At 74.6% G+C, this 23,934-nt stretch carries 27 protein-coding genes and 1 pseudogene; 15 read left to right on the top strand and 13 right to left on the bottom strand.

What is annotated here, in order from left to right:
* The first annotated feature begins 8 nt into the window (after nucleotides 1–8).
* Entirely contained in the window at nucleotides 9–593 is a 585-nt protein-coding gene (locus QOZ86_RS12035) for a GNAT family N-acetyltransferase (RefSeq protein WP_284492205.1), read from the top strand.
* Between the two features lie 55 nt (nucleotides 594–648).
* Nucleotides 649–2,673 (top strand): HNH endonuclease signature motif containing protein, encoded by a 2,025-nt coding sequence (locus tag QOZ86_RS12030; RefSeq protein ID WP_284492204.1) that lies wholly within the window; start codon nucleotides 649–651, stop codon nucleotides 2,671–2,673.
* A 23-nt stretch (nucleotides 2,674–2,696) separates the two neighbouring features.
* Here the strand turns inward: QOZ86_RS12030 and QOZ86_RS12025 are convergent, their stop codons facing one another.
* Together QOZ86_RS12025 and QOZ86_RS12020 are read right to left on the bottom strand one after the other, a co-directional pair.
* Complete coding sequence (locus QOZ86_RS12025; RefSeq protein WP_284492203.1) at nucleotides 2,697–4,382, bottom strand: DNA repair helicase XPB; 1,686 nt, start codon at nucleotides 4,380–4,382, stop codon at nucleotides 2,697–2,699.
* A gap of 64 nt (nucleotides 4,383–4,446) precedes the next feature.
* Entirely contained in the window at nucleotides 4,447–6,708 is a 2,262-nt protein-coding gene (locus QOZ86_RS12020) for a helicase C-terminal domain-containing protein (protein ID WP_284492202.1), read from the bottom strand.
* A 52-nt stretch (nucleotides 6,709–6,760) separates the two neighbouring features.
* Here QOZ86_RS12020 and QOZ86_RS12015 point away from each other — a divergent pair, with 52 nt between their 5' ends.
* From QOZ86_RS12015 to QOZ86_RS12005, 3 genes are all read left to right on the top strand, one after another.
* Complete coding sequence (locus QOZ86_RS12015) at nucleotides 6,761–7,285, top strand: hypothetical protein (RefSeq protein WP_284492201.1); 525 nt, start codon at nucleotides 6,761–6,763, stop codon at nucleotides 7,283–7,285.
* 115 nt (nucleotides 7,286–7,400) lie between these two features.
* A complete protein-coding gene (locus tag QOZ86_RS12010; RefSeq protein ID WP_284492200.1) occupies nucleotides 7,401–7,631 on the top strand; it encodes a hypothetical protein in 231 nt (76 codons plus the stop codon).
* 154 nt (nucleotides 7,632–7,785) lie between these two features.
* Nucleotides 7,786–9,441: an AMP-binding protein gene (locus tag QOZ86_RS12005; RefSeq protein ID WP_284492199.1), complete on the top strand. Its 1,656-nt coding sequence runs from the start codon at nucleotides 7,786–7,788 to the stop codon at nucleotides 9,439–9,441.
* Between the two features lie 3 nt (nucleotides 9,442–9,444).
* Here QOZ86_RS12005 and QOZ86_RS12000 read toward each other — a convergent pair whose 3' ends face one another.
* A complete protein-coding gene (locus tag QOZ86_RS12000) occupies nucleotides 9,445–9,750 on the bottom strand; it encodes a hypothetical protein (RefSeq protein WP_284492198.1) in 306 nt (101 codons plus the stop codon).
* Between the two features lie 49 nt (nucleotides 9,751–9,799).
* On the bottom strand, nucleotides 9,800–10,567 hold the full coding sequence (locus QOZ86_RS11995; RefSeq protein ID WP_284492197.1) for an endonuclease/exonuclease/phosphatase family protein: 768 nt from the start codon (nucleotides 10,565–10,567) through the stop codon (nucleotides 9,800–9,802).
* A 76-nt stretch (nucleotides 10,568–10,643) separates the two neighbouring features.
* On the opposite strand from QOZ86_RS11995, the gene QOZ86_RS11990 reads away from it, so the two are divergent.
* Nucleotides 10,644–11,210 carry a hypothetical protein gene (locus QOZ86_RS11990; protein ID WP_284492196.1) on the top strand — a complete coding sequence of 189 codons (567 nt, stop codon included), beginning with the start codon at nucleotides 10,644–10,646 and terminating at the stop codon, nucleotides 11,208–11,210.
* Here the strand turns inward: QOZ86_RS11990 and QOZ86_RS11985 are convergent.
* Entirely contained in the window at nucleotides 11,197–11,523 is a 327-nt protein-coding gene (locus QOZ86_RS11985) for a DUF202 domain-containing protein (RefSeq protein WP_284492337.1), read from the bottom strand. The two genes, QOZ86_RS11990 and QOZ86_RS11985, sit on opposite strands and share 14 nt — an antisense overlap.
* A complete protein-coding gene (locus QOZ86_RS11980) occupies nucleotides 11,520–11,876 on the bottom strand; it encodes a YidH family protein (protein ID WP_284492195.1) in 357 nt (118 codons plus the stop codon). Before QOZ86_RS11980 ends, QOZ86_RS11985 begins: the two co-directional genes overlap by 4 nt.
* Nucleotides 11,877–12,011: 135 nt before the next feature.
* Here QOZ86_RS11980 and QOZ86_RS21190 point away from each other — a divergent pair, with 135 nt between their 5' ends.
* Complete coding sequence (locus QOZ86_RS21190) at nucleotides 12,012–12,404, top strand: cold-shock protein (RefSeq protein ID WP_431521216.1); 393 nt, start codon at nucleotides 12,012–12,014, stop codon at nucleotides 12,402–12,404.
* Nucleotides 12,405–12,413: 9 nt separating this feature from the next.
* On the opposite strand, the gene QOZ86_RS11970 is transcribed toward QOZ86_RS21190, so the two are convergent.
* Nucleotides 12,414–12,878: a DUF2771 family protein gene (locus tag QOZ86_RS11970; RefSeq protein ID WP_284492194.1), complete on the bottom strand. Its 465-nt coding sequence runs from the start codon at nucleotides 12,876–12,878 to the stop codon at nucleotides 12,414–12,416.
* Nucleotides 12,875–14,332, bottom strand: a complete 1,458-nt coding sequence (locus QOZ86_RS11965) for an MFS transporter (protein ID WP_284492193.1) — start codon at nucleotides 14,330–14,332, stop codon at nucleotides 12,875–12,877. The genes QOZ86_RS11970 and QOZ86_RS11965 overlap by 4 nt, the downstream gene beginning before the upstream one ends.
* A 125-nt stretch (nucleotides 14,333–14,457) precedes the next feature.
* Between QOZ86_RS11965 and QOZ86_RS11960 the strand changes: the two genes are divergently transcribed.
* On the top strand, nucleotides 14,458–15,261 hold the full coding sequence (locus QOZ86_RS11960; RefSeq protein ID WP_284492192.1) for a DUF3027 domain-containing protein: 804 nt from the start codon (nucleotides 14,458–14,460) through the stop codon (nucleotides 15,259–15,261).
* On the opposite strand, the gene QOZ86_RS11955 is transcribed toward QOZ86_RS11960, so the two are convergent.
* Nucleotides 15,258–15,542, bottom strand: a complete 285-nt coding sequence (locus QOZ86_RS11955) for a DUF2530 domain-containing protein (RefSeq protein WP_284492191.1) — start codon at nucleotides 15,540–15,542, stop codon at nucleotides 15,258–15,260. The two genes, QOZ86_RS11960 and QOZ86_RS11955, sit on opposite strands and share 4 nt — an antisense overlap.
* Nucleotides 15,543–15,698: 156 nt before the next feature.
* Here QOZ86_RS11955 and QOZ86_RS11950 point away from each other — a divergent pair, with 156 nt between their 5' ends.
* The 5 genes from QOZ86_RS11950 to thpR all read left to right on the top strand — a co-directional run bounded on the left by QOZ86_RS11950 (nucleotide 15,699) and on the right by thpR (nucleotide 20,007).
* Nucleotides 15,699–17,258, top strand: coding sequence for an NCS2 family permease (locus tag QOZ86_RS11950; RefSeq protein WP_284492190.1), 1,560 nt, complete (start codon nucleotides 15,699–15,701; stop codon nucleotides 17,256–17,258).
* A 29-nt stretch (nucleotides 17,259–17,287) separates the two neighbouring features.
* Nucleotides 17,288–17,740 carry a MarR family winged helix-turn-helix transcriptional regulator gene (locus QOZ86_RS11945; protein WP_284492189.1) on the top strand — a complete coding sequence of 151 codons (453 nt, stop codon included), beginning with the start codon at nucleotides 17,288–17,290 and terminating at the stop codon, nucleotides 17,738–17,740.
* Between the two features lie 47 nt (nucleotides 17,741–17,787).
* Nucleotides 17,788–19,122 carry an MFS transporter gene (locus QOZ86_RS11940; RefSeq protein ID WP_284492188.1) on the top strand — a complete coding sequence of 445 codons (1,335 nt, stop codon included), beginning with the start codon at nucleotides 17,788–17,790 and terminating at the stop codon, nucleotides 19,120–19,122.
* Between the two features lie 67 nt (nucleotides 19,123–19,189).
* Nucleotides 19,190–19,576, top strand: coding sequence for a hypothetical protein (locus QOZ86_RS11935; RefSeq protein WP_284492187.1), 387 nt, complete (start codon nucleotides 19,190–19,192; stop codon nucleotides 19,574–19,576).
* The gene (thpR, locus tag QOZ86_RS11930) at nucleotides 19,477–20,007 is read left to right on the top strand and encodes an RNA 2',3'-cyclic phosphodiesterase (protein WP_348637971.1); all 531 of its coding nucleotides are present in this window, start codon (nucleotides 19,477–19,479) and stop codon (nucleotides 20,005–20,007) included. The genes QOZ86_RS11935 and thpR overlap by 100 nt, the downstream gene beginning before the upstream one ends.
* A gap of 203 nt (nucleotides 20,008–20,210) precedes the next feature.
* Here thpR and QOZ86_RS11925 read toward each other — a convergent pair whose 3' ends face one another.
* Complete coding sequence (locus QOZ86_RS11925; RefSeq protein ID WP_284492186.1) at nucleotides 20,211–21,188, bottom strand: aldo/keto reductase; 978 nt, start codon at nucleotides 21,186–21,188, stop codon at nucleotides 20,211–20,213.
* A gap of 18 nt (nucleotides 21,189–21,206) precedes the next feature.
* Here QOZ86_RS11925 and QOZ86_RS11920 point away from each other — a divergent pair, with 18 nt between their 5' ends.
* Nucleotides 21,207–22,040, top strand: a complete 834-nt coding sequence (locus QOZ86_RS11920) for an acyl-CoA thioesterase (RefSeq protein WP_284492185.1) — start codon at nucleotides 21,207–21,209, stop codon at nucleotides 22,038–22,040.
* Between the two features lies 1 nt (nucleotide 22,041).
* Here QOZ86_RS11920 and QOZ86_RS21015 read toward each other — a convergent pair whose 3' ends face one another.
* Together QOZ86_RS21015 and QOZ86_RS21185 are read right to left on the bottom strand one after the other, a co-directional pair.
* Nucleotides 22,042–22,194, bottom strand: coding sequence for a TetR/AcrR family transcriptional regulator (locus tag QOZ86_RS21015; RefSeq protein WP_431521217.1), 153 nt, complete (start codon nucleotides 22,192–22,194; stop codon nucleotides 22,042–22,044).
* A gap of 85 nt (nucleotides 22,195–22,279) precedes the next feature.
* A pseudogene (locus QOZ86_RS21185) lies at nucleotides 22,280–22,405 on the bottom strand (TetR family transcriptional regulator); the annotation flags it as partial.
* A 197-nt stretch (nucleotides 22,406–22,602) separates the two neighbouring features.
* Here QOZ86_RS21185 and QOZ86_RS11910 point away from each other — a divergent pair.
* On the top strand, nucleotides 22,603–23,415 hold the full coding sequence (locus QOZ86_RS11910) for a TrmH family RNA methyltransferase (protein WP_284492183.1): 813 nt from the start codon (nucleotides 22,603–22,605) through the stop codon (nucleotides 23,413–23,415).
* Here the strand turns inward: QOZ86_RS11910 and QOZ86_RS11905 are convergent.
* The gene (locus tag QOZ86_RS11905; RefSeq protein WP_284492182.1) at nucleotides 23,412–23,885 is read right to left on the bottom strand and encodes a YflT domain-containing protein; all 474 of its coding nucleotides are present in this window, start codon (nucleotides 23,883–23,885) and stop codon (nucleotides 23,412–23,414) included. The two genes, QOZ86_RS11910 and QOZ86_RS11905, sit on opposite strands and share 4 nt — an antisense overlap.
* Nucleotides 23,886–23,934: the final 49 nt, after the last annotated feature.

Genomic DNA, 23,934 nt, shown 5'->3' with positions numbered 1-23,934 from the left:
CTGGCGCGGTGACCGCCGACCCTTCGCTGCGCTGGTACTGCGCGCCGGAGCAGGTGCCCGAGGCGCTGCGAGGAAAGCTGGCCACGTGCTGGCGGGACGTCGCCGACGCCGGGGGAGCGGTCGGGTTCGCGCAGCGGCTGCCGGTCGGGGACGACGTCGTCCGGCCGGTGGTCGACGAGCTCGTCGCCGGGCTCGACCCGCGTCTGCGCCGGCTGCTGGTCGCCACCCGCGCAGGCGACCTCGCCGGGTGGCTGGTGCTCACGGGCAACGCCGATCCGGTGGTGGCGCACTGGGGGCGGGTGACCCACGTGCAGACGGCGCTGCCGGCGCGGGGCACCGGGATCGCCCGCCTGCTGATGGCCGAGGTCGCCCGGGCTGCCCGCGAGGACCTGGGGCTGGCGTCGCTCCGGCTGGAGGTGCGCGGCGGGATGGGGCTGGAGGGCTTCTACGGGCAGTTCGGCTGGACGGTGGCCGGCTGCTGGCCGGGCGCGCTGCAGATCAGTGCTGACGACCGGCGCGACGAGGTGCTGATGGGGCTCGATCTGGTCTTGATCCCGCGTGCCACGGTCCTGACCCACGCACCACGGTTCTGATCCCGATGTCACGGCGCGACGGAAAACTGTCGGTGGTCGAACCTATGTTCGAGACATGGAGCAGGAGGTTCCCCCCGCCGCCGGTACCGGCGCGCCCGTGGCCGGTCGGGCGTCCGGGCCGCTGGGTGCGGTGCAGGCCGCCGACCGGGAGATCGCCCGGCAGACGGCGTTGCGGGCGCGGGCGTTGGCGGAGTTCGCCGCCACCCGCCCGGCGTCGGCGGATCGGCAGCCCGGCCAGCCCGGCGCGATGAGTGCCGAGCGCCGGGCGGCTCGCCCCGAGGTGCTGGCCGACGTGAGCGAGTGGGCGGCCCAGGAGCTGGTCGTGGCGTTGTCCCGCACGTCGCAGGCTGCTGAGGCGCTGCTGGAGCGGTCGCTGACGCTGGTGCACCGGCTGCCGCAGACGCTGGACGCGCTGGAGTCCGGCGCGATCCACGAGGGTCACCTGTGGCCGATGCTGGGCACGGTGGCCCCGATCGTCGACGCGACGGTGCGCGGGCAGGTGGAGGCCGAGGTGCTGGCCTGGGCGGCGGGGCGGGTGACCACCCCGGCCCAGCTGGGTGACAAGGCGCGGCGGGTGGTGCTGCGCCGCGACGCCCGGGATGCCGCCGGCCGGCTGGACCGGGCGCTGCGCCGGCGCGGGGTGTCGGTGCGGCCGGACGCCGCCGACGGGATGGCGGTCTTCAGCGCGCTGCTCACCGTGCCCGAGGCCCAGGCGCTGCTGGATGCGCTGGGCCGGTACGCCGACGCCCTCGATGTTGACCCCGAGGACCGGCGGACCCGCGGCCAGAAGATGGCCGACTGCCTGCTCGACCTGGTGCTGCGGCCCGGTGAGAACGGCCTGCCGCCGGTGCAGGCCCAGCTCACCGTGGTCGCCGGCGTGCGCACCCTGCTGGGCGGTGACGAGCCGGGCGAGATCGGCGGCCAGGCGGTGCCTGCGGAGATGGTGCGGGCGCTCGCCCGCGCCCTGGGCCTGCTGCCCGACACCGCTGCGGGGAAGGCCGCGCCGGCCGTTGCTCCGCCCGCCGCGCCACCCACTCCGGCACGTGCCGCCTGGCCCAAGGAGGAGGAGGCCTTCGCCGACTGGTGTGCGGCCACCGAGGCGCTCGTGCTCGCCGAGTGGGGCGGTGCGGAGGAGCCGCCGGAGGAGGAGATGGAACGCTACTGGGCCGAGCAGGCCCGTTTCCACCGCATGCCCTCACCCGTGGACATGGGTGTGTTCGACCCACCGCGGGCCGGTGCGGCACCGCCCCACGACCCATGGTGGTCCGACGAACCCGCACCCCACGGCGGGGTGCGAGCCCGCCCCTCCTCACCGGCCGACGGCCCCGGGTCCGAGGCACATCCTCAGCCTGCCGCCGGCACGTGGGCGGCGGCCGATCGTGCCGTCGATGTCGCAGGTGTGGCGCTGCTCCACCTGGAGCGCGCCGTGGGGCGGGCGCAGAGTGCGGTCACGGCCGCGCGGCTCGCCGACGCCGACGACGAGGAGGCGTGGCAGGCCGGCCCCGAAGGAAGGACGTCCGCGGCAGCCGATGCGATCGCCGCCCTGGCTGTGGCGGCCCAGGAACAGCGCGCGGCCCTGGCCGACCTGCTGCACCGCACCGCCGGCGGCGGAATGAACGACCGGCCGCGGATCGCGGTCGTCGACGAGCTCACCGGTGCCCTGCTGGCGCTCACCGATGCGCCGGAGCTCCGCCGGCTGGCCGTCTGCGGGGACGCCGCCTGCCGCCGCGACCCGGCCCGCTGCGACCACGACCTGACCGGCCGCCCCGGGCTCGGCCCACCGCCGCCCACCGACGGCTACCGGCCGAGTGCCGCGCTCGACCGCTACCTCCGCGCCCGCGACCGGCGCTGCCGCTTCCCCGGCTGCCGCCGGCCGGTGCCCCGCGGCGGCGAACTCGATCACGACCGCCCGTACCCCGACGGGCCCACCGCCGCGACCAACCTCACCGGCTACTGCACCGGCCACCACCGCGGCAAGCACCAGGCGCCCGGGTGGCGCCACGAGCTGTCCGCCGACGGCACCCTCACCGTCACCACCCCGACCGGCCTGGTCGCCGACACCGCGCCCCCGTCGTTCTGAGGCACGGCGCCGAGGTGGCCGCGTCAGTCCGCCGGCTCGTCCACCCAGTCGGGTCCGTTGACCTCGCCGGGGCCGGCCAGGTCGGCGGCGTCGACGATCGTGTACGCGTAACCCTGCTCGGCGAGGAACCGCTGCCGATGCGCGGCGTACTCGCTGTCGAGGGTGTCGCGGCTGACCACCGTGTAGAAGTGCGCCTGCCGGCCGTCGGCCTTGGGCCGCAGGACCCGGCCGAGCCGCTGCGCCTCTTCCTGCCGTGAGCCGAACGTTCCCGACACCTGTACGGCGACCGCGGCCTCGGGCAGGTCGATGGAGAAGTTCGCGACCTTGGAGACGACCAGGGTTTTGATCTCCCCGGTGCGGAACGCCTGGAACAGCCGCTCGCGCTCCTTGTTAGTCGTCGACCCCTGGATCACCGGCGCGTCCAGCGCGGTGCCGAGCTCCTCGAGCTGGTCCAGGTAGGCGCCGATGACCAGCTTCTGCTCCTCGGGGTGGCGATCCAGCACCCGGCGGATCACCGGCAGCTTCGAGTGCGCGGTCGCCGCGATCCGGTACCGCTCCTCGGGCTCGGCGACGGCGTAGGTCATCCGCTCCTCGTCGTCGAGGGAGACCCGGACCTCGACGCACTCGGCCGGCGCGATGTAGCCCTGCGACTCGATGTCCTTCCACGGCGCGTCGTAGCGCTTCGGCCCGATGAGGGAGAAGACGTCGTCCTCACGCCCGTCCTCGCGCACCAGCGTCGCGGTGAGACCGAGCCGGCGGCGGGACTGCAGGTCCGCGGTCAGCCGGAAGATCGGGGCGGGGAGCAGGTGCACCTCGTCGTAGACGATCAGCCCCCAGTCCTGCGCGTCGAACAGGTCCAGGTGCCGGTACTCGCCCTTCCGGCGGGTGGTGATCACCTGGTAGGTCGCGATGGTGACCGGGCGGATCTCCTTGCGCTCCCCGGAGTACTCGCCGATCTCGTCCTCGGTCAGCGAGGTGCGGGCGATGAGCTCGCGCTTCCACTGCCGGCCGGAGACGGTGTTGGTCACCAGGATCAGGGTCGTGGCCTTCGCCTCGGCCATCGCGGCCGCACCCACCAGCGTCTTCCCCGCCCCGCACGGCAGCACGACGACGCCGGACCCGCCGGCCCAGAAGCCGTCCACGGCCTCCTGCTGATAGTCGCGCAGGTGCCAGCTGCTCTGGTCGAGCTCGATCGGGTGCGCGGCGCCGTCGACGTATCCGGCGAGGTCCTCGGCCGGCCAGCCGATCTTGAGCAGCGCCTGCTTCAGCCGGCCGCGCTCCGCGGCGTGCACGGCGATGCTGTCGGCGTCGATCCGTGCGCCGAGCATCGGGGCCACGCGCTTGGAGCGGATGACCTCCTCCAGCACCGCGCGGTCGGTGGTGGTGAGCACCAGCCCGTGCACCGGGTTGTTCGCCAGCGTCAGCCGGCCGAACCGGTCCATCGTGTCGGCGACGTCGACCAGCAGCGCATGCGGCACCGGGTAGCGCGAGTAGCGCACCAGCGCGTCGACCACCTGCTCGGCGTCGTGGCCGGCGGCCCGGGCGTTCCACAGCGCGAGCGGGGTCACCCGGTAGGTGTGCACGTGCTCCGGGGAGCGCTCCAGCTCCGCGAACGGGGCGATCGCCGCCCGGCAGTCACGGGACAGCGGGTGGTCGACCTCGAGCAGCAGGGTCTTGTCCGACTGGACGATGAGCGGACCGTCGTTCAACGCAGGCCTTCCTGGCAGGGGCTGGGGATCGTGCGTACCGGCACGGCCGGCGGGCTCGTCGGGGTCAACCGCCGGAGCCCTCGGGAGCTTCCCCCTCGACCAGGGCGACCGAGGTGATCCGGTGCACGGCGAAGGTGCGGTTCTCCCCGCGCCGCTCGTCGTAGCCGGAGAGGAAGCCGCCGGCGAGCGACACCGGCTGCACCACGCGCTGGCTGCCGCTGCCCTGGGCGTCGACGTACCCGAGCCACACCGGCACCCCCTCGCGCACCGCGCGCGAGAGCAGCTCCAGCGTCGAGGCCGTCGTCACCCCGGGCACCTGCCGCACCGCCTCGCCGCGGCGGGCGGCCAGCGCGGCGTCGCCGGCCCGGATCTCGCGCACCGTGGCGGCCAGGTCGTCCGGGTTCAACGCCCGCGGCGCCGGGTGCGCCTCGCTGCCGGTGCGGCGGCCGGCGGCGCGCGGGCGGGCCGGCGGCCGGGTGAGGACGGCGCCACCAGGGTGCTCCCCGGCCGGTGCGTAACCGGCCTCGCGGAGCACGGTGAGCACCTCGTCGGCCCCCAGGGCGCTGACCAGCACGCCCGGCGCCAGCCGGCGCAGCTCGGCCGATGCGGTCCGCCGGTCGCCCTGCACCTGCGAGAGCAGCCCGTGGTCGTCCGAGCGCACGTAGGACTCGATCGCCCCGACCCGCAGCCGGCCGTGCTGGCGGGCGACGTCGTCGATCAGGTAGTCCAGCGCCTGGGGCACCGGGGTGCGCGACGCCTTGGCGAAGAAGTCGTGCAGGTCGGTCGCCGACCACCCGGCGTCCAGCGCCCGGCGCACGCTGCCGTCCGACACCCGGAACACCGTCGCCCCACCGGAGGACTCGACATCGGCGACGACGGCGAGGGTGTCGGCCAGCTCGGCGACCAGCGGCCCCGGCGCGATCAGCGAGAGGTCGGGCTGCGCGAGCACGTGGTCCACCGGCTCGGGCATCAGCCTCCGCATGCCGCCGGCCGCGCCGTCCTCCCCGCCGGCCAGCAGCCCTCGGCCGGCGGTGGAGAGCACTCCCGATACCAGGACGCCGAGCCGCGCCGCCTCCGCCAGCATGTCCGGCACCGGGGCGAGCCGGTCGGACCGCCGGGGGGTGCGCCAGCGCAGCAGCGCGGTGAGGTCCTCGGCTGCCAGGCCCGAGCCGGCCGGCTGCTCGGCCAGCACGCGCAGCGCCGAGCGCCGGATCGCCGGCGCGGTGTGCCGCACCAGATCGGGGGACAGCGCGTTGGCCGCCTTGCCCGCCAGGTCGCGGACTCCGACCAGCGAGGGCAGCCGCACGCCGTCCAGCCAGCCGGCCGCGAGCAGCGCCCACCGGTCGGCGAGGTCCTGCTCCCGCCAGACGTCGTAGGCACGGGTGGGCAGCCACTCGTCGCGGTGCGGCCCGCCCACGTCCAGCAGCCCGGCGGCGAACGCGAGCTCGAGCAGCCACGCGGCATCGGGCTCGGGCACCTTCAGCGCCTTCGCCAGCCGCTTCTGGTCGCGCACGCCGACCCCGCCGCTGCGCAGCAGCCCGGCGGGCTCCTCCTCCAGCAGTGCCAGCAGCTCGCCGATCCGGCCGACGCCCTCCAGCGCGGCGCCGGCGGCCTGGCGGTCGACCACCTGCGGGTCGCGCGTGACCACGCCAGGTGCGGGACGGCGCCGCGGTCGGCCGTAGGGGTGGTTCCCGCGCAGCAGGAGGCCGATCTCCCGGGGGAGCTCGACGTTCAGCGCGTCGATGCGCGCGAGCAGACCGCGCTGCAGCAGCCGGCGGGCCGGCGTCGACCCACCGTCCGGGCTGTCGGGGAGGTGGCCGACGGGGCGGTCGCCGGCCAGCTTCTCCAGGACCGCGCGTTCCTCCGGTGCGAGCTCGGCGACGGCGGCCGGCAGGTCGGCGGGCAGCTGCACGCGCAGGTCGACGGCGCGCCGGCCCAGGCCTGCCGGGTGGCGGACGGCGCGGCGCACCGGGTCGGGCGCGTGCAGCACGTCGTCCCCCCAGAGCAGCGCCCGGGTGGTGAGCGCCTCCAGCGCGCCGGCGAGCACGTCGTCGGGCACCTCGGGCAGCGCCGCGATCAGCTCGTCGGGGGCCAGGCCGTCGGTGGGGGCGAGCAGCACCACGTCGAGCACCTGCAGCGTGCCGGCGTCGAGCTCGTCCAGCGCACGGTCCACCGACACCGGTACGGCCAGCCGGCCGGCCAGCGCGACGACGTCGGCAGGCGCGGGGCGCGCGACGTCGGGCCGGGCCGCCAGCAGGGCACCCAGCTGCTCGTCGCTGCGCGTGCGCAGCCAGGCGGCGAGCGTCGCAGGAGCTTCCGTGGACATCCGCTCCACGCTACGTCGCGGTACCTGCCCGTGCTGCTGCCAGCATGGGCGGGTGCACCCCGCGAGTGAGGACCCGAGCACCCGTACCGCCCTGGCCGCCCACCAGGTCGGCGCGCTGCGCTGGCTCGGCGGCGGGGTCATCGCCGTCGTCCTGGGGGTGCTGCTCGCCGTCGCGGCGGCGGCCATGGCGGGGGAGGACGGGCGGCGGGTGCCCGCCGCCGGGCTGGTCGTCGTCGCCCTGGTGGTCGTCGGGCTCGTCGCCGTCGGTGTCGGTACCGGCGCCCTGCTGCGCACCCGCCGCTGGCGCCGTGCACTCGCCGGCACGGCCTGGTGCACCGGCACGCTGCGGATCGCCGGGCCGGCCGCTCTGTCGTTCGAGCCCGCCGGGTACGACGAGCTGGCCGACGAGCCGGTTCGGCTGCGGCTGCTCAGCACCGCGGTGTGGCGGACCCGGGCCGTGCAGGGCCTCGACGGTGGAACCGTCCGCGCCGCGCCGGTGGGGGGCGACCGGTGGGTCCTCACCGCCGACGGCGCCGGCACCGTGTGGGGCGCCCGCGAGGTGCGCGGCCGGCGCTGACGGCGACCCGGGATCGCCCGCCCGGGGCGGTGGCGTGCGTCCGCAGGGGGTGATCGGCCAAGATGAGCGGGAAAGGTGCACCGCGCGGTGCACCGGTACCGCACACGGAGGCGTCATGGCCAAGCGCAACGAGAAGCACGCGCACCTGGTAGAGCCCACCTGGGGCGAGTCCGAGGACGGCGGCCCGCCGCTGACCGAGCTCTCGGCCTCGGTCGCCGGCTCGCTGTCGCCCTTCGGGCAGGACCACAGCTTCCCGCTGCCTGCGGAGCGGCTGCGCTACGCGCACCCGACCGACAAGCCGAACCGGGCCGGTGTGCAGACGCCCGAGGGGCGGCGTCGGCGGTGAGGGCGAAGACGACGCCCGAGCGAGCATCGCAGGGAGATGCCGGGAGCCGACAGGGAGTGAGCATCGCAGCGAGCGCCAGCGAGCGAGGAGCGGAGCGACCGCGGAGGCGACCCATGCTTTCGACCGAGGAGCGGAACGAGGGCGGAGTCGAGCGATGACACAGCCCGCGCTGCCGTCCTACAGCAGCGGTACCGCGACGGTGCCCCTGCTGGGCGACACGATCGGGGCGAACCTCGATCGGACGGCAGCGCGGGTGGGCGACCACGAGGCGCTGGTCGAGTGCGCCTCCGGTCGCCGCTGGACCTACCCGCAGCTGGTCGCCGACGTCGACGCCTGCGCGCTCGGTCTGGACGACCTCGGGGTGCGGAAGGGCGACCGGGTCGGCATCTGGGCGCCCAACTGCGCGGAATGGGTCTTCGTCCAGTACGCGACGGCGAAGCTCGGCGCGATCCTGGTCAACATCAACCCGGCCTACCGCACGCACGAGCTGGCCTACGTGCTGCAGCAGGCCGGCATCTCGGTGCTGGTCTCGGCGCCGGAGTTCAAGACCAGCGACTACCGGGCGATGGTCGCCGAGGTCCGCGGCGACTGCCCCGAGCTGCGCGAGATCGTCTTCCTCGGCTCCCCGGAGTGGGAGCGGCTCATGGACGCCGGCCGGGCGGGGGACCGCGGGCTCCTCGCCGAGCGGGAGACCGAGCTCTCCGCCGACGACCCGATCAACATCCAGTACACCTCCGGGACGACGGGCTTCCCGAAGGGCGCCACGCTCACCCACCACAACCTGCTCAACAACGGGTTCTTCGTGGGTGAGGGGTGCGGCTACACCGAGGCCGACCGGGTGTGCATCCCGGTGCCGTACTACCACTGCTTCGGCATGGGCATGGGCAATCTCGGGGCCACCTCGCACGGCGCGACGATGGTCATCCCGGCGCCGGGTTTCGACCCCGCGCTGACCCTGCAGGCGGTGCAGGACGAGCGCTGCACCTCGCTCTACGGCGTCCCGACGATGTTCATCGCCGAGCTCGGCCTGCCGGACTTCGCCGACTACGACCTCTCCAGCCTGCGCACCGGCATCATGGCCGGCTCGCCGTGCCCGGTGGAGGTGATGAAGCGGGTGGTCGCCGAGATGGGCATGACCGAGGTGACCATCTGCTACGGGATGACCGAGACCTCACCGGTGTCCACGCAGACCGGCGCGGACGACGACATCGACCGGCGCACGGCCACCGTCGGCCGGGTGCACCCGCACCTCGAGGTGAAGGTGGTCGACCCGGCCACCGGGCTCACCGTGCCGCGCGGCACCCCGGGGGAGTTCTGCACCCGCGGGTACTCGGTGATGCTGGGGTACTGGAGCGAGCCGGAGAAGACCGCCGAGGTCATCGACGCCGCCCGCTGGATGCACACCGGCGACCTCGCCGTCATGGACGAGGCCGGCTACCTGAACATCGTCGGCCGGATCAAGGACATGGTGATCCGCGGCGGGGAGAACGTCTACCCGCGGGAGATCGAGGAGTTCCTCTACACCCACCCGGACATCGTCGACGCGCAGGTCATCGGCGTTCCCGACGAGCGGTACGGCGAGGAGCTGATGGCCTGGGTGCGGCTGCGCGAGGGCGCCGAGCCGCTCACCGCCGAGGCGCTCAAGGAGTTCTGCGCCGGCCGGCTCGCCCACTACAAGGTGCCCCGGTACGTGAAGGTCGTCGAGGAGTTCCCGATGACGGTCACCGGCAAGATCCGCAAGGTCGAGATGCGCCAGGTGTCGGTCGAGGAGCTGGGGCTGGAGTCCGCCGCGGCGGTCCGGAACGCCTGAGCGCTAGACCCTTGCGCTCGTCCTGGGGGTCAGCCGGACGATCAGCTTCGAGATCAGCATGCCGGCGACGACCCACACGAGTGCGGCCAGCGCGGCGTTGACCGTCTCGGCGATCTTCGGGTCCTCCGGCGCGAACAGGTCCTGGGTGAACCAGCCGAAGTTCTCCCGGACGCCCCGGGTGAGCTCCACCAGCGGGTTCGCCGGGTTGGCCTCGAAGAACACGAAGACGGCGTACACCACGATCAGCCCGGCGATTCCCGAGGCGACGACCCGGACGACCGTGGCGAGGAGCGAGAGGACACGGGCCATGGGCGCATGATCCACTGCGCCGGCCCCATCCGCGACCCGTCGTCGCTGCTCAGGCCGTTTCGACCGGCACCACCAGCGCCCGGTGGTCCGACAGCGGCAGGTGCACCGCCTCGGCCGGCCCGCCGGCCCGGAGGGCGCCGCGCGCCAGGACGTGGTCCAGCTGCCGGGTGGGCCGGGGCGCCGGGAACGTGGCGGCGGTGGCGATCGGCCGCAGCCCGCTGTGCCGGGCGGCCGCGCGCTGCGGCATGTTGAGGTCGCCCATCAGCACCAGCGGCTCAGGGGTGCCCTCCAGCGACCGGACGAGCATGCGCAGCTGGTGGGCGTTCCACCGCGGGATGAACGACAGGTGGGTGTTGCAGACGGTGAACTGCCCGAAGGGCCCGTCCAGGACGGCGGCGACGGCGACCCGCGGTTCGTCGCGGGCGAGGAACGGGCGCCGGGACTGGGGTGACCACAGCGGCACGCTGACCTGCAGCGGCGCCAGGCGGACCACCCGCCAGGACACCACCGGATAGCGCGACAGCAGCGAGATCCCGTAGCTGGCCGAACCGGGCTGCTCGTCGCCGGTCGCAGCCATCCAGGTGCCGCCGGGCGTCCCGGACAGCGCGGCCACGAACTGGTGCTCCGGGGCGCCCATGGCCTCGGCGGCGACCGCGGTCAGGTCGGCCCCCAGCGAGCGCGGCTGGTCGCGGTCGACCTCCTGCAGGCCGAGGACGTCGGCGTCGAGGGTCTTCACCGCGGCGGCCAGCCGGTCGACGTCGACCCGGCCGTCGTCGAGCGAGCGTCCGTGCAGGAGGTTGAAGGTGGCGATGCGCACCTGCTCCCTGTGCCCCGGCGGCCACCCGCTCTACCCCTGCTGTGTGCGGCGGTTACCTCCGGGTAGCAGTCGGTGCGTGCAGACCTCTCCCCGCGACCAGGTGCGCGACCTGCTGAAACGGACCGCCGTCGCGCTCAAGGAGGGCGAGGTGCCCTTCGCGCTGTGCGGTGGCTACGCCGCCTGGGTGCGGGGCGCCCCCGAGCCCGACCACGACGCCGACTTCGTGGTGCCGGCCGCCGAGTCCGAGCGGGCGGCGAAGGCGCTGGCCGACGCCGGGCTGCAGGTGGTCGACCCCGCGGAGGACTGGCTGATCAAGGTGGTGCGCGACGACGTCTTCGTCGACGTGCTGTGGCGTACCTGCGGCCGGTTCGTGGAGACCGACCTGATCGAGCGGTCGGAGGTGATGCCGGTGCTCTCGGTCCAGATGCCGGTGCTCGACGCCACCGATCTCGTCGTCTCCAAGCTCATGGCGCTCGACGAGCACTACTGCGACCTCGCCCGGCTGCTGCCGGTGGCCCGGGCGATGCGCGAGCAGGTCGACTGGGCGCAGGTCGGGCGCGAGGTGGCCGAGAACGACTTCGCCGTCGTCTTCCTGGCGCTGCTGGACCGGCTGGACATCGTGCCGGGCCTCAGCCCGGGATGACCACGGCGACCGCGGCGGCGAGCGCGGTGACCACGACCCCGGCGGTGGCGGCTCCCACCAGCGCGGGGGAGGCCACGCTCTCCCCCGCGGCCCGTTGGTGGCGGAGCCGCCGGTAGCGCAGCGGCGCCAGGCCGCCCAGGATGCCCAGGCCGATGAGGGCCGCGAGGCCGGCGGCGACGACGAGGGCGGGGCGGTCGGCGGCCACCGCCCGGAATCCGATCAACCCGGCGACGGCGAGGACCCCGAGGCCGGTGCGCTGCCAGGACAGGTCGGTGCGCTCACCCGCCGCCCCGGGGACCTCCGGCCGGGTCAGCGGAGCACCTCCAGGGCGACCAGCACGCCCACCACGACCACCACGGCGGCGATGGCGGCGGTCGCAGCGGGCACCGCCCAGCCCTGCGGCAGGGGCTGGTCGGCGCGGATGGCCGCCTCGTTCCGGCGCCAGCGGTGGTATCCCGCCAGGGCGGCTCCCAGCCCGACCAGCACCAGCGCCAGAGCGATCGCCGCGCTGCCCCAGGACACCCCGAGGTCCGGCGCGTAGGTGGCGACGGCGACCCCGCCGGCGACCAGCGCCAGCCCGGTGCGCAGCCAGGCGAGCAGGGTGCGCTCGTTGGCCAGGGTGAACCGGTAGTCGGGGTGGTCGGGGCCGTCGGTGGGCTCGTGCACCGGGTCAGGGTAGGGACCTGCCGGAAAGGCGGGACGGGGCGCGGGAGACGGACGGTTAACCTTGCGACGAGCGGCGTCGTGCCGCCGTCGTTCCCCGGCCTGCGCGGCCGTGCCATCGAGGATGAGGATCCCACCGTGCCCACCGGCAGAGTGAAGTGGTTCAACGCGGAGAAGGGCTTCGGCTTCCTGTCCCGCGAGGACGGGCCCGACGTCTTCGTGCACAAGGACGCGCTCCCCGCCGGCACCGACCTCAAGCCCGGCCAGCGGGTGGAGTTCGGCATCGTGGCCGGCCGCCGGGGTGACCAGGCGCTGCAGGTGCGGCTGCTCGACCCGCTGCCGTCGGTGGCGGCCACCGTGGCCGCGAAGAGCCGGAAGAAGCCCGACGAGCTGGTCCCCATCATCGAGGACCTGATCAAGCTGCTCGACGACGTCGGCGAGGGTCTGCGCCACGGCCGGCACCCCGACCGCGCGGAGTCGCGCAAGGTCGCGTCGGTGCTGCGCGCCGTGGCCACCGACCTGGAGGGCTGACCCGGGGACTCAGGTCCCCAGGTCGCCGCCGGCCCGCAGGAAGCCGATCGGCCAGGCGGCGCCGAACTCGCCGCAGTCCCCGCCGCTGTCCTCGACCACGACGAGGTAGAAGGCCGGCGGGAGGACGTCGGAGGAGTTGATCCCGTCGAAGGTCTCCGTGCCGTCGGGGACGTCCACCTCGCCGATCACCTCCTGCAGCGACTCGTCGAACACCTGCACCTGCCAGCCGCGCTCGGCGATCTCCTCCGGCACGGTGAGGCCGATCGCGGTGTCGGGGGAGACCTCGACGACCGGTGGCGTGGTCTCGTAGCGCTGGCCCTCGCCGTCCACGCAGTACTGGGTCGGCCGCGCGGTGATGTCCTGGCCGCCGGCCTGCACCCGCACGTCGCCGGGCGCCTCGGGCTCCCCGGCGCACGCGGACAGCGGGCCGGCCGTGCAGAGGGCGAGCAGGAGTGCGGTGGCGGGACGTCTCACGACCACGACGGTCCCACCGGCGTCGTCGGCAGCTCCGCGGACCCCGTCGGCGCGGGCGGTCGCCGGCTCCGGTGGAGACTCCAGAGGATCAGCGCCACGGCGAGCCCGAGCAGCACCGCGGCGACGGTGAAGCCCAGCCAGCCGGTGGGCGGGAGCGCGATCCCGAGCGCGCCACCGGCCACCCACGACAGCTGCAGCATCGTCTCCGACCGGGCGAACGCCGAGGCGCGCAGGCTCTCGGGCACCTCCCGCTGGATGATCGCGTCCAGGGACACCTTGCCCAGCGCATTGGCGACGGCGGCGACCCCGGCCACCAGCACCGCCATGCCGAAGCCGTAGAACACCGCGGCCACCACCGTGATCGCCGCAGCCGTCCCGGCGGCGTAGAGCACCAGCCGGTCGGGAGCGGCGGTGTGCAGCCGCGAGCCCACCGCCGTCCCGGTGAAGCTGCCCGCCCCGGCGGCCGCCGCGATCGCACCCAGCGCGAGCGTGGCCTCCCAGCCATCGGCGAAGGTCGCCTGGACGAGGAACGCGGAGAAGATGGTGAGGAAGCCGCCCAGCCCGCGGAGCGCCGCGTTGGACCGCAGTGCGAGGACCACGTGCGGGCTGACCCGCCGGCGCCGGCCGGGCCGCGGGATCTCGGTCGTGGTGGTGAGGACGTGGGCCGGCTCCTCGCCGGTGGGGACGTCGACGTGCGGGGGCAGCCGGACGGCGAGCACCGCGCCGCTGACGAACACCGCCGCGGTGGCCCACAGCTCCCAGTCGAAGCCGACGAGCGCGGCGACCCCCGCGGCCAGGCCGCCGGCGACGCCCGCCGTCGCCAGGCCGAACACCGACAGCCGCGCGTTGGCCGAGGTCAGGGACATCGCGCCCGGCAGCACCCGGGGGACGACCGCCGCCCGCAGCACGTTGTGCGCCTTGGAGAGGACGAGCACCCCGAGCGCGGCGGGGTAGAGCCAGAGGTCGTCGAAGTGCGCCGCCATGACCAGCGCCAGCACCGCCCGGCCACCCAGGGACACCGCCAGCGCCCACCGGCGCCCCCGTTGCAGCCGGTCAAGAGCGGGCCCGATCACCGGCGCGAGCAGCGCGAACGGCGCCATGGTGACGAGGAGGTACAGCGCGACGTTGCCCCGCTGCGCGTCGGTGGTGGCGGCGAAGAACAGCGTTCCGGCGAGCGAGACGGCGATCATCGCGTCGCCGGCCATGTGCAGGGCGTTGACCCAGAGCAGCTGGGTCAGGCCGCTCTCGGCGGCGCCGTCGGCCCGGCTGGCCGCGCGCACCCGCCGGGCGGCGGCGAGGGTCAGCTCCCGGCTGCGGGCGGCGGCCACGCGGGTGACGGTGACCTTCGGCTGCCCGGTCCCCGGCTCGGGCTCCGGCGCCGCCGGCAGCGGCCGGGTTTGCGGCCGCGGGACGCCGAGCGGGGTGGTGTCCAGCCGGTCCGGGGCGGACGGCACCGCGCGACGGGACAGCCGGGACCGCCGGGGCGCTCCGGGCGGGCGGCGGGCGGCGGACACGGAACCATGGTGCCGCACCGACCCGGGGAGTCCGGTCGGAGACGTCCGGGCGGTCGTCCGCCACAATGGGAGGCGTGTCCGAGTCCTTCGCAGCAGTCCGGCCCGCCCCCGCGGCGGTCGACCCGCTGACCGCCGCGATCGAGCCGGCCCGCGCGGCCGCCGTCGAGACGGCCGGCGACCCCGATCTGGTGGGCGATCACCTGGGCGCCGTCGCCGAGCCCGAGGTCGGTGCCGGCCTGGGCGCGGTGCTCACGCACACCTTCGCCAGCCGCCTTCCCGGCTACGTCGGCTGGCACTGGGCGGTCACGATCGCGCAGATCCCCGGCGAGGACGGCGTCACCGTCGACGAGGTGGTGCTGCTTCCCGGCGAGCAGGCGCTCCTCGCGCCGGCCTGGGTGCCGTGGCACGAGCGGCTGCGCCCCGGGGACCTGTCGGTGGGCGACGTCCTGCCGGCCACCGAGGACGACGGGCGGCTGGCCCCGGCGTACACGGTCGACGACGACTCCGCCGAGGATCCGGAGGGGCGCGTGGTCGCGCGCGAGATCGGGTTCGGGCGCGAGCGGGTCATGTCCCGCGAGGGCCGCTCGGAGGCGGTCGACCGCTGGACCGCCGGTGATTTCGGGCCGTCGGCCCCGATGGCGCGGCAGGCGCCCGGCCCGTGCGTCACCTGCGGCTTCTACCTGCCGCTGGCCGGCTCACTGCGGCAGGTGCTCGGCGCCTGCGGCAACGCCTACGCTCCCGCCGACGGCCGGGTGGTGACCGCCGACTACGGCTGCGGTGCGCACAGCCAGGCGACGCTCGTGGTGGTCGAGGAGACCGAGGTGGTCACCTCCGCCCGCTACGACACCTCCGAGTACGACGTCCTCTAGTCGCTGCTCCTGGAACGGCCCCTCCGCAGGGGCCCGCCGCGAGCGTGCGAGCGGTGGGGGGCGGAGTGGTCTTTCAGCTGCCCCTGGGCGTGCATGACCCAGATGCCGAGGCAGGCCAGCCCGATGGCGGCCACGCAGGTCCAGGTCCACAGGCGGTCCACCCGGTCACCGAGGATCAGCAGGACGACCAGCGCCACAGCCCAGACGGCGATCCCGGCGAGGACCACCCGGAGGGTGTCCACCTGCAGCGGCGGCGGGGCCTGCTTCGTCGGGCGGGGCACGCCGCGACCTTAGGGCGTCGGATACGGCGAGGGCCGGTCGGCCGTTGCAGGGCCGCAACGATCGTGTGACACGCTGTCGCCGCTCGGTGCCGTCCGACCGGCCGGGCGCGGGCAGGGCCGCCCGCCAGTTCCGCAGCCTCGTCACCGGGAGACCGCATGCCCGAGAAGTCCCGCTCGTCCGCAGGTGCGTCCGTCACCGCCACCGGCGACACCCCTGCCGACGTCTCGGCCGGCGCACCCCCGACCACGCCGCGCCGCAGCGAGGGGCCCCGGGTCAAGCCGAAGAACGGCATGGACCGGTACTTCGAGATCAGCGCCCGCCGGTCGACCGTCAGCCGCGAGGTCCGCGGCGGGCTCACGACGTTCTTCGCGATGGCCTACATCGTGGTGCTCAACCCGATCATCCTGACCAGCATCGCCGGACCCGACGGCGTGCAGGGGGCCGACGTCGAGGGCACGGTGCTCCCGTTCGGCTCGATCGCCGCCGTCACCGCGCTGCTCGCCGGCGCCCTGACGATCCTCATGGGCGTCGTCGGGCGGTACCCCTTCGCGCTGGCCACCGGGCTGGGGATCAACGCGATCGTCGCGGTCTTCGCCGCCACGCAGCTGTCCTGGCCGGAGGTCATGGGCCTGGTCGTGCTCGAGGGCCTGCTGATCACCGTGCTGGTGCTCACCGGCTTCCGGAAGGCGGTCTTCGAGGCGATCCCGCCCCAGCTGAAGACCGCCATCGCCGTCGGCATCGGTTTCTTCCTCACCATCATCGGTTTGGCGAACGCCGGGATCGTCCGGCCGGGTCCCCCCCTGATCGTCTTCGGCGTCGAGGGTCAGCTGGCCGGCTGGCCGATGCTCGTCTTCGTCGTCGGCCTGCTGGTGACGAGCGTGCTGGTGGTCCGCCGGGTCAAGGGGGCGCTGCTCATCGGCATCGTGGCGACGACGGTGATCGCGATCGTGGTCGAGGCCATCGCAGAGATCGGTCCGCGCTTCGGTGGTGACGGCGCGGTGAACGACCGCGGTTGGGCGCTGCAGGTCCCCGCGCTGCCCGGCGACATCGTCGGCGTTCCGGATTTCTCGCTGCTCGGCAACTTCTCGCTCTTCGGCGCCTTCGAGCGGATCGGTGTCATCGCCGCCCTGCTGATCGTCTTCTCGATCATGATCGCCGACTTCTTCGACACCGTGGGCACGGTGACCGCTGTCGGCGCCGAGGGGGATCTCCTCGACGAGAAGCGCAACCTGCCCAGGTCGCAGCCGGTCCTGCTCGTCGACTCGCTCGCCGCCGCCGCGGGCGGCGCGGGCAGCGTCTCGTCGAACACCACCTACATCGAGAGCACTGCCGGGGTGGCCGACGGTGCCCGGACCGGCCTGGCCAGCATCGTCACCGGGCTCTTGTTCCTGGTAGCCGTGTTCTTCACTCCGCTGGTGACCGTGGTGCCGTCGGAGGCGGCGGCCCCGGCCCTGGTGATCGTCGGTGCGCTGATGATCAGCCAGATCAGGCACCTGGCCTGGGACGACATGTCCCTGGTGATCCCGGCGTTCTTCACGATCGCGCTGATGCCGTTCACCTTCTCGATCACCAACGGCATCGGCGCCGGTGTCATCAGCTTCGTGCTGCTGCGGCTCGCCGTCGGCCGGCGCCGCGACGTGCACCCGCTGATGTGGGTGATCGCGGTCCTCTTCGTCGTCTACTTCGCCCTGGAGCCGCTGCAGCAGCTGTTCTGATCGCGGACGGGCCGAACCGGGACACCTGGGTGGCTACGCTGATCGCCGTGGGCCGGACGACGCTCGACACCGCCGCGCTCGCGCACGAGCTGCGGCTGGCGGTCATGCGGTTCTCGCGGCGGCTGCGCAACCAGCGGGTGGACACCTCGGTGACGCTCACCCACCTCGCCGCCCTGTCGACGCTGAAGCGGCACGGTCCGATGAGCCCTGGTGAGCTGGCCGGCCACGAGCGGGTGCAGCCACCGTCGATGACCCGCGTCGTGGTCGCGCTCGAGGCCGCCGGGCTGGTCACCCGCACCCCGCACCCCACCGACGGCCGGCAGGTGATCATCGGCCTGACGCCGGCGGCGGAGGAGATGCTCGCGGCCGAGGCGCAGGCCCGCGAGGCCTGGCTGGCCGGCCGGCTCCAGGAGCTCACCGCCGAGGAGCGTGCGGTGCTGCGGCAGGCCGCCGGGATCATGGACAAGCTCGCCAGTGGGTGACCTGCACGAACACTGACCAGCGGACGTCGTCCGAGCAGGGGAGCGGCATGTTCCGTGCCCTCCGGGTGCGCAACTTCCGTCGCTACGCCTCGGCCAACCTGCTCAGCCTCACCGGCACCTGGATCCAGCGCATCGGCCAGGACTGGCTGGTGCTGCAGCTGTCCGACGACAACGGCGTCGCGCTCGGGCTGATCACCGCGCTGCAGTTCGGGCCCTCGCTGCTGCTGAGCATGTACGGCGGCGTCCTGGCCGACCGCTACGCCAAGCGCCGGCTGCTGCTGATCAGCCAGGCCCTCATGGGGTTGCTCTCCCTGGTCCTCGGAGTGCTGGTCGCGACCGGCACGGTCGAGCTCTGGCACGTGTTCGTGCTCGCCGGGGCGCTGGGGTCGGTGTCGGCCGTCGACGTGCCGGTGCGGCAGGCGTTCGTCTCCGAGATGGTCGGGCCCGCGCTGCTCACCAACGCCGTCAGCCTCAACTCGACGATCTTCAACGGCGCCCGGCTGGTCGGGCCGGCGCTGGCCGGGCTGCTGATCGCGGCGGCGTCGGGCGACACCGCGCCGACCTTCTTCATCAACGCGGCGAGCTTCGCCTTCACCATCGTGGCGTTGGCGGGCATGCGCGCCGACGAGCTGCTGCCCAGCCCACCGGTCGCCCGCGGCAAGGGGCAGCTGCGCGCCGGACTGGCCTACACGTGGGCGCACCCCGATCTGCTGCTGGCCATGGGTCTGGCGTTCGTCATCGGCACCTTCGGCTTCAACTACCAGGTGACCATCGCGCTGATGGCCCGGGAGACCTTCGAGCTGGGCGCCGCGGCATTCGGGCTGCTCTCCACGGCCTTCGCCGTCGGCTCGCTGACCGGTGCGCTGCTGTCCACCCGGCGCAGCGCCCGGCCCCGGCAGCGGTTCCTGGTCGGCTCGGCCGTGCTGTTCGGCGTGCTCACCGTCGTCTCCGGGCTGATGCCGAGCTACGCGAGCTTCGCGCTGCTGCTCGTGCCCACCGGCGCGGCCGCGCTGGTGTTCAGCGTGGCGACCAACAGCTTCGTGCAGCTGGGTGTCGACCCGCAGATGCGCGGCCGGGTCATGGCCCTGTACTTCATGTGCTTCATGGGGGGCACGCCGGTCGGGGCGCCGCTGGTGGGCTGGATCTCCGAGCACTTCGGTGCGCCCTGGGGGCTGATCCTCGGCGGGGCGGTCTGCGTCGTCGCGGGGCTCGGGGCGGCGGTCTGGCTGGCGCGCGACCGGTCGGTGCGGGTGGAGGTGCAGCGGGCGCCGCTGCGGGCCCGCCTCCGGATCGGCGACGGCGCCCCCGGGGTGCCCTCACCGCAGGTACGCGCGGCCGAGGAGAAGCTCTCGGAGAAGGCGCCGGGTCAGCAGTCGGTGTGACTCGCTCGGCCCCGGACGCGCGTACCGTCGGGTCGCACCGGTCGTCGCACGTGCCCAGGGGGCGGACATGGCCACCGCACTGATCCAGCTCGTCGCCCTGCTCGCTGCCTTCGCCGCACTGGTGGCCTTCACCGGGCCGCTCACCCGCCGGCTGGAGCACTGGGCGGCCCGCCGCCGCGCCGTCCGTCATCCCGTCCCGCAGGCCCGGCCGCTGCAGGCGGTCGCCGCAGACCTGCGCCGGCTGGCCCGCCAGGTGGCGCTCGTGCCGGCCGGGTCGCCGATGGTGCGGCGACGCGCGCTGCTGGCCGCCTACGACGACGTGCTCGCCGAGGCCGCGGGCATGGTGGGTGTGGCCTGCGGGCTGACCGCCGTGCCCGAGGGCCGGGCCCGGGAGGTCGAGCGGCTGCGGGTGAACTGCGCGCTGCGCGCGGCGGGGCTGCGGGTGGACGGCTGAGCGCCGGCCGGCTATTCTTCGCTGTCGTCCCGCCGGAGCAGGCCCGCCGCGACCTGGACGCGGCCCTGGCACCGCTGCGCGACGCTCCCGGCGCGCCGCGGTGGAGCCGTCCCGGTCGGTGGCACCTGACGCTGCTGTTCCTCGGGCAGGTGCCCCACCCGGTCGTGCCCGACCTCGTGGCCGCGGCCGGGCCCGCCGTCGCGGACGCCCCGGCCATGACGCTGCGGCTGGCCGGGGGCGGGCGGTTCGGCTCCGCCCGCCGGCCGCAGGTGGCCTGGGCGGGAGTCGACGGGGACGTCGGCCCGCTCTCCGAGCTGGCGGTCCGGCTGACCGCCGGCGCCCGCGGGCTGGGACTCCCGGTCGAGGACCGCCCGTTCCGCCCGCACCTCACCCTCGGCCGCTGGCGACCCGGCCGGCCGACGGAAGGCTGACCGACCGGCTGGCCGGCTACCGGGGCCCCGACTGGCGGGTGGCCGGGGTGCGCCTGGAGGAGAGTCGGCTGGGTGCCGAGGCGCGCTACGAGACTCTCGCCACCTGGCCCCTTCCGGGTTGATCATCGGCATGCGGTCGGCTCCGGCGGCGTGTCGGGCAGCCATTCGCCGATGGTCGACGACCGGGGTGGTCATCAAATCGCCTACCAGGCGTATTCCATCGGGGCCGGCCGGTAGCCCGGGAAGATCTCGTCCAGCCGGGTCAGCGCGGCGTCGTCCAGGCGGACTTCCAGGGCGCCGAGCGTCCCCTCGAGCTGTGCCATCGTGCGCGGACCCACGATCGGGGCGGTGACCGCCGGCTGGTGCAGCAGCCACGCCAGCCCGACGTCGGCCGGCGGGTGCCCGAGCTCGCGGCAGAACGCCTCGTAGGCCTCGAGCGCGGGACGGTGCTCCTCGACCCGCTTCTGGTTGCGCTCCTCGTTGCGCCGGGTGCCCGCGTTCTTCTCGAGCGCGCCGGCGAGCAGGCCGCCGGCCAGCGGGCTCCACGGGATGATGCCGACGCCGTAGTGCTGGGCGGCCGGGAGCACCTCGAGCTCGACGTGCCGGGTGAGCAGGTTGTAGTGCGACTGCTCGCTGACCAGGCCCTGGAAGTTGCGGCGGGCGGCTGCCTCGTTGGCGGCGGCGATCTGCCAGGCCGCGTGGTTGGAGGAGCCGACGTAGAGGACCTTGCCCTGGGCCACGAGCGTCTCGCAGGCCTGCCAGATCTCCTCCCACGGTGTGCGCAGGTCGACGTGGTGGAACTGGTAGAGGTCGATCCAGTCGGTGCCCATCCGGCGCAGCGACGCCTCGCAGGCCCGCACGATGTTGCGGGCGGACAGGAACGTGTCGTTCGGCCAGTCGGACATCCCGCCGTAGACCTTGGTGGCCAGCACGGTCTTCTCCCGGCGGCCGTCCCCCTGGGCGAACCAGCTGCCCAGCACCCCCTCGGTGCGGCCCTTGCCGGCATCGAAGCCGTAGACGTTGGCCGTGTCGAAGAAGTTGACGCCCTCGTCCAGCGCGCGGTCCATCACTGCACGGGAGTCCGCCTCCCCGGTCTTCCAGCCGAAGTTCATGGTGCCCAGGCAGAGCCGGGAGACGGACAGGCCGCTGCGGCCGAGGTGCGTGTACTCCACGACAGGCACCCTGGCACCCTGGGCACCGTGCCGCAGGTTGATCAGCTCACCACCGCCGACTCCGAGTTCGACCGCGCGACGACGGTCCGCCGCGCCGAGGCCGGTGGCTACGTCGCCGACCTCCAGCCGGGCTGGGACGTGGGCAGCGGGATCCTCAACGGCGGCTACCTGCTCGCCGTCGCGGCGCGGGCGGCCGTGGCCGACAGCCCGCATCCGCACCCGGTCGCGGTGTCGGCCAGCTACCTGCGCGCGACGCCGCCTGGCCCGGCGATCCTGGCCGTCGCGCCGGGACCGGCCGGGCGCACCCTCGCGCACACGGGCGTCGTCCTCAGCGGCGCCGAGGGTCCCACGCTGAGCGTGCAGGTGACGACGGCGATGCTCTCCGACGACGCCCCGGTGCACTCCTCGCCGGCGCCGGAGGTGCCGCCGGTCGAGGAGTGCCTGGTCGCGCAGCCGGGCGCCGAGATGGGCGGGCACCCCGTGCCCGCGGTGGGGTTGCGGCACCGGGTGGAGACCCGCCTGGACCCGGCGACCGCGGGATGGGCGCTCGGCACTCCGTCGGGTGAGCCGGTCATGCGCGCCTGGCTGCGGCTCGCCGACGGTCGGGATCCCGACCCGCTGGCGCTGCTGCTCTTCGCCGACGTGCTTCCCCCGACGAGCTGGTCGATGGGGTTGATGGGCTGGGCGCCGACCGTCCAGCTCCAGGTGCTGGTGCGGGCGCTGCCGGCGCCGGGGTGGTGTCTGGCAGAGGCCCGGGCGAACGAGATCGCCGGTGGCTGGCTCGACGAGGAGTACCGGATCTGGGACTCCACCGGGCGGCTCGTCGCGCAGAGCCGTCAGCTGGCCCGCGCCCCCCGCTGAGTCACCGGCTGGGCAGCTCCACCTCGCCGGTGAGGTAGCGCTGCACGGTGGGCCCGATCGCGGCGACCAGGGACTCCGGGGACGCCGAGGCGAGCGGCTCCAGCCGGAGCACGTACCGGGCGATCACCACACCGACCAGCTGGCTGGCGACCAGGGCGCCGCTGGTCCCGGCCTCCCGCGAGCACCTCGGGCAGGAAGTCCGCCGGGTCGGCCGGTGCCTCGATCGCGGCCGGGAACAACTTGTCCTTGCTGCCGAAGTAGTGGTGCACCAGCGCCGGGTCGACCTCGGCGGCGCCGGCGATCTGCCGGATCGTGGCGCCGTCGAACGCCCGCTCGGCGAAGGCCTCCCGCGCGGCGGCGAGCACGGCGTCCCGGGTGCCGGGGTTCCCCGGGCGCCGCCCCGGGGCGCCGAGCCGACCGCGGAGTGCTCAGCTGGTCCTCCTCCGCAGGGTCGCCGCCGCCAAGGTGAAGCGTCCTCCCTCACCGCCCACCGTGAGGGAGGGCGCTCGATGATCAGGTCACCTGGTCATCGCGGTGGGGGCGCCGGGCAGAATCGGGCACCGTGCGCGCCCCCGTCCTGATCACCGACCCCGCCGACCCGCGGGTCGAGGACTTCCGCGACCTCAAGGCCGGTGACCGGCCGGCGGGCCGGGAGCGCGGCACCGGACCGGTGATCGTGGAGGGCGTGCCGGCGGTGCAGCGGCTGCTGGCCTCGCCGTACCGGGTGCGGGCGGTCTTCGGCGTCCCCGGCCGGGTGGCGGTGCTCGGCCTGCCCGACGAGGTCCCGGCCTACGAGGCCGACAAGTGGGTGCTCTCGGAGGTGATCGGCTTCCGGCTCACCCGCGGCGTCGTCGCCTCCGCCGACCGCAGGCCGCCCGCGGACCTCGACGCGCTCCTGGCCGGGCCCGAGCCGGCCGCACCCCGGCGGCTCGCCGTCCTCGAGGCGCTCAACGACGCGGAGAACCTGGGGTCGATCGCCCGCTCGGCGGTGGCCCTGGGGGTCGACGGACTGCTGCTGGACCCGCGCTGCGCCGACCCGCTCTACCGGCGCTCGGTCCGGGTCTCGATGGGGCACGTGCTGTCGCTGCCGTTCGCGGTGCTGCCCGAGTGGCCGGCCGGGCTGGAGCGGCTGCACGACGCCGGCTACCTGACCGTGGCGCTCACCCCCGCGCCCGACGCGGTCGACCTGGTCGACGTCGATCCGCGCGCGCACCGGCGCACCGCGGTACTGCTGGGCGCGGAGGGCCCAGGGCTCACCTCCGAGGCGCAGCGGGCCGCACGGGTGCGGGCCCGCATCCCGATGCGGGCGGGCGTGGACTCCCTCGGGGTGGCCGCCGCCGCGGCGGTCGCCTTCGCCGCTCTCCGCTCGGGTTAGCTCCGCAGGGAGAAGCGGGCCAGCATCTCGCGGGCCTGCTCGGCGTGCGCCGGGTGGCACATGACGTCGTACCGGCTGGCCGTGATCTTGCTGGTGCTGGTGAAGTCGCGCCGGCCGCGGGTGGCGGCGTAGCCCATCCCGCCGAAGGCCGCACCGAAGGCGACACCGATCAGCAGGCCGGTCAGCACCGAACCGATCCAGTTCCCGCCGTCGGGGGCGAAGATGCCCAGCAGGAGCCCGACGAACAGACCCCACCAGGCGCCGGCCGCGGCGCCCGCGGCGATCGCCCGGCCCATGGTCATGCGCCCCGTCACGGTCTCGACCATCCGCAGGTCGGTGCCGATGATCGTGACGTTCTCGACCGCGAACTTCTCGTCGGACAGGTAGTCGACCGCGGCCTGCGCCTGCTCGTAGCTGTCGTAGGAACCCACCTGGACGCCGCCCAGCGGCATCGACACGGAAGCACTCATGCCTGGTCAACTACCCGGACGAGCGTCCTGTTCCACCACGGGTGCCAAC

Source organism: Blastococcus capsensis, from assembly GCF_030165005.1.
Taxonomy (GTDB): Bacteria; Actinomycetota; Actinomycetes; order Mycobacteriales; family Geodermatophilaceae; genus Blastococcus; species Blastococcus capsensis.
This window is presented reverse-complemented; position numbering and strand designations above follow the sequence as displayed.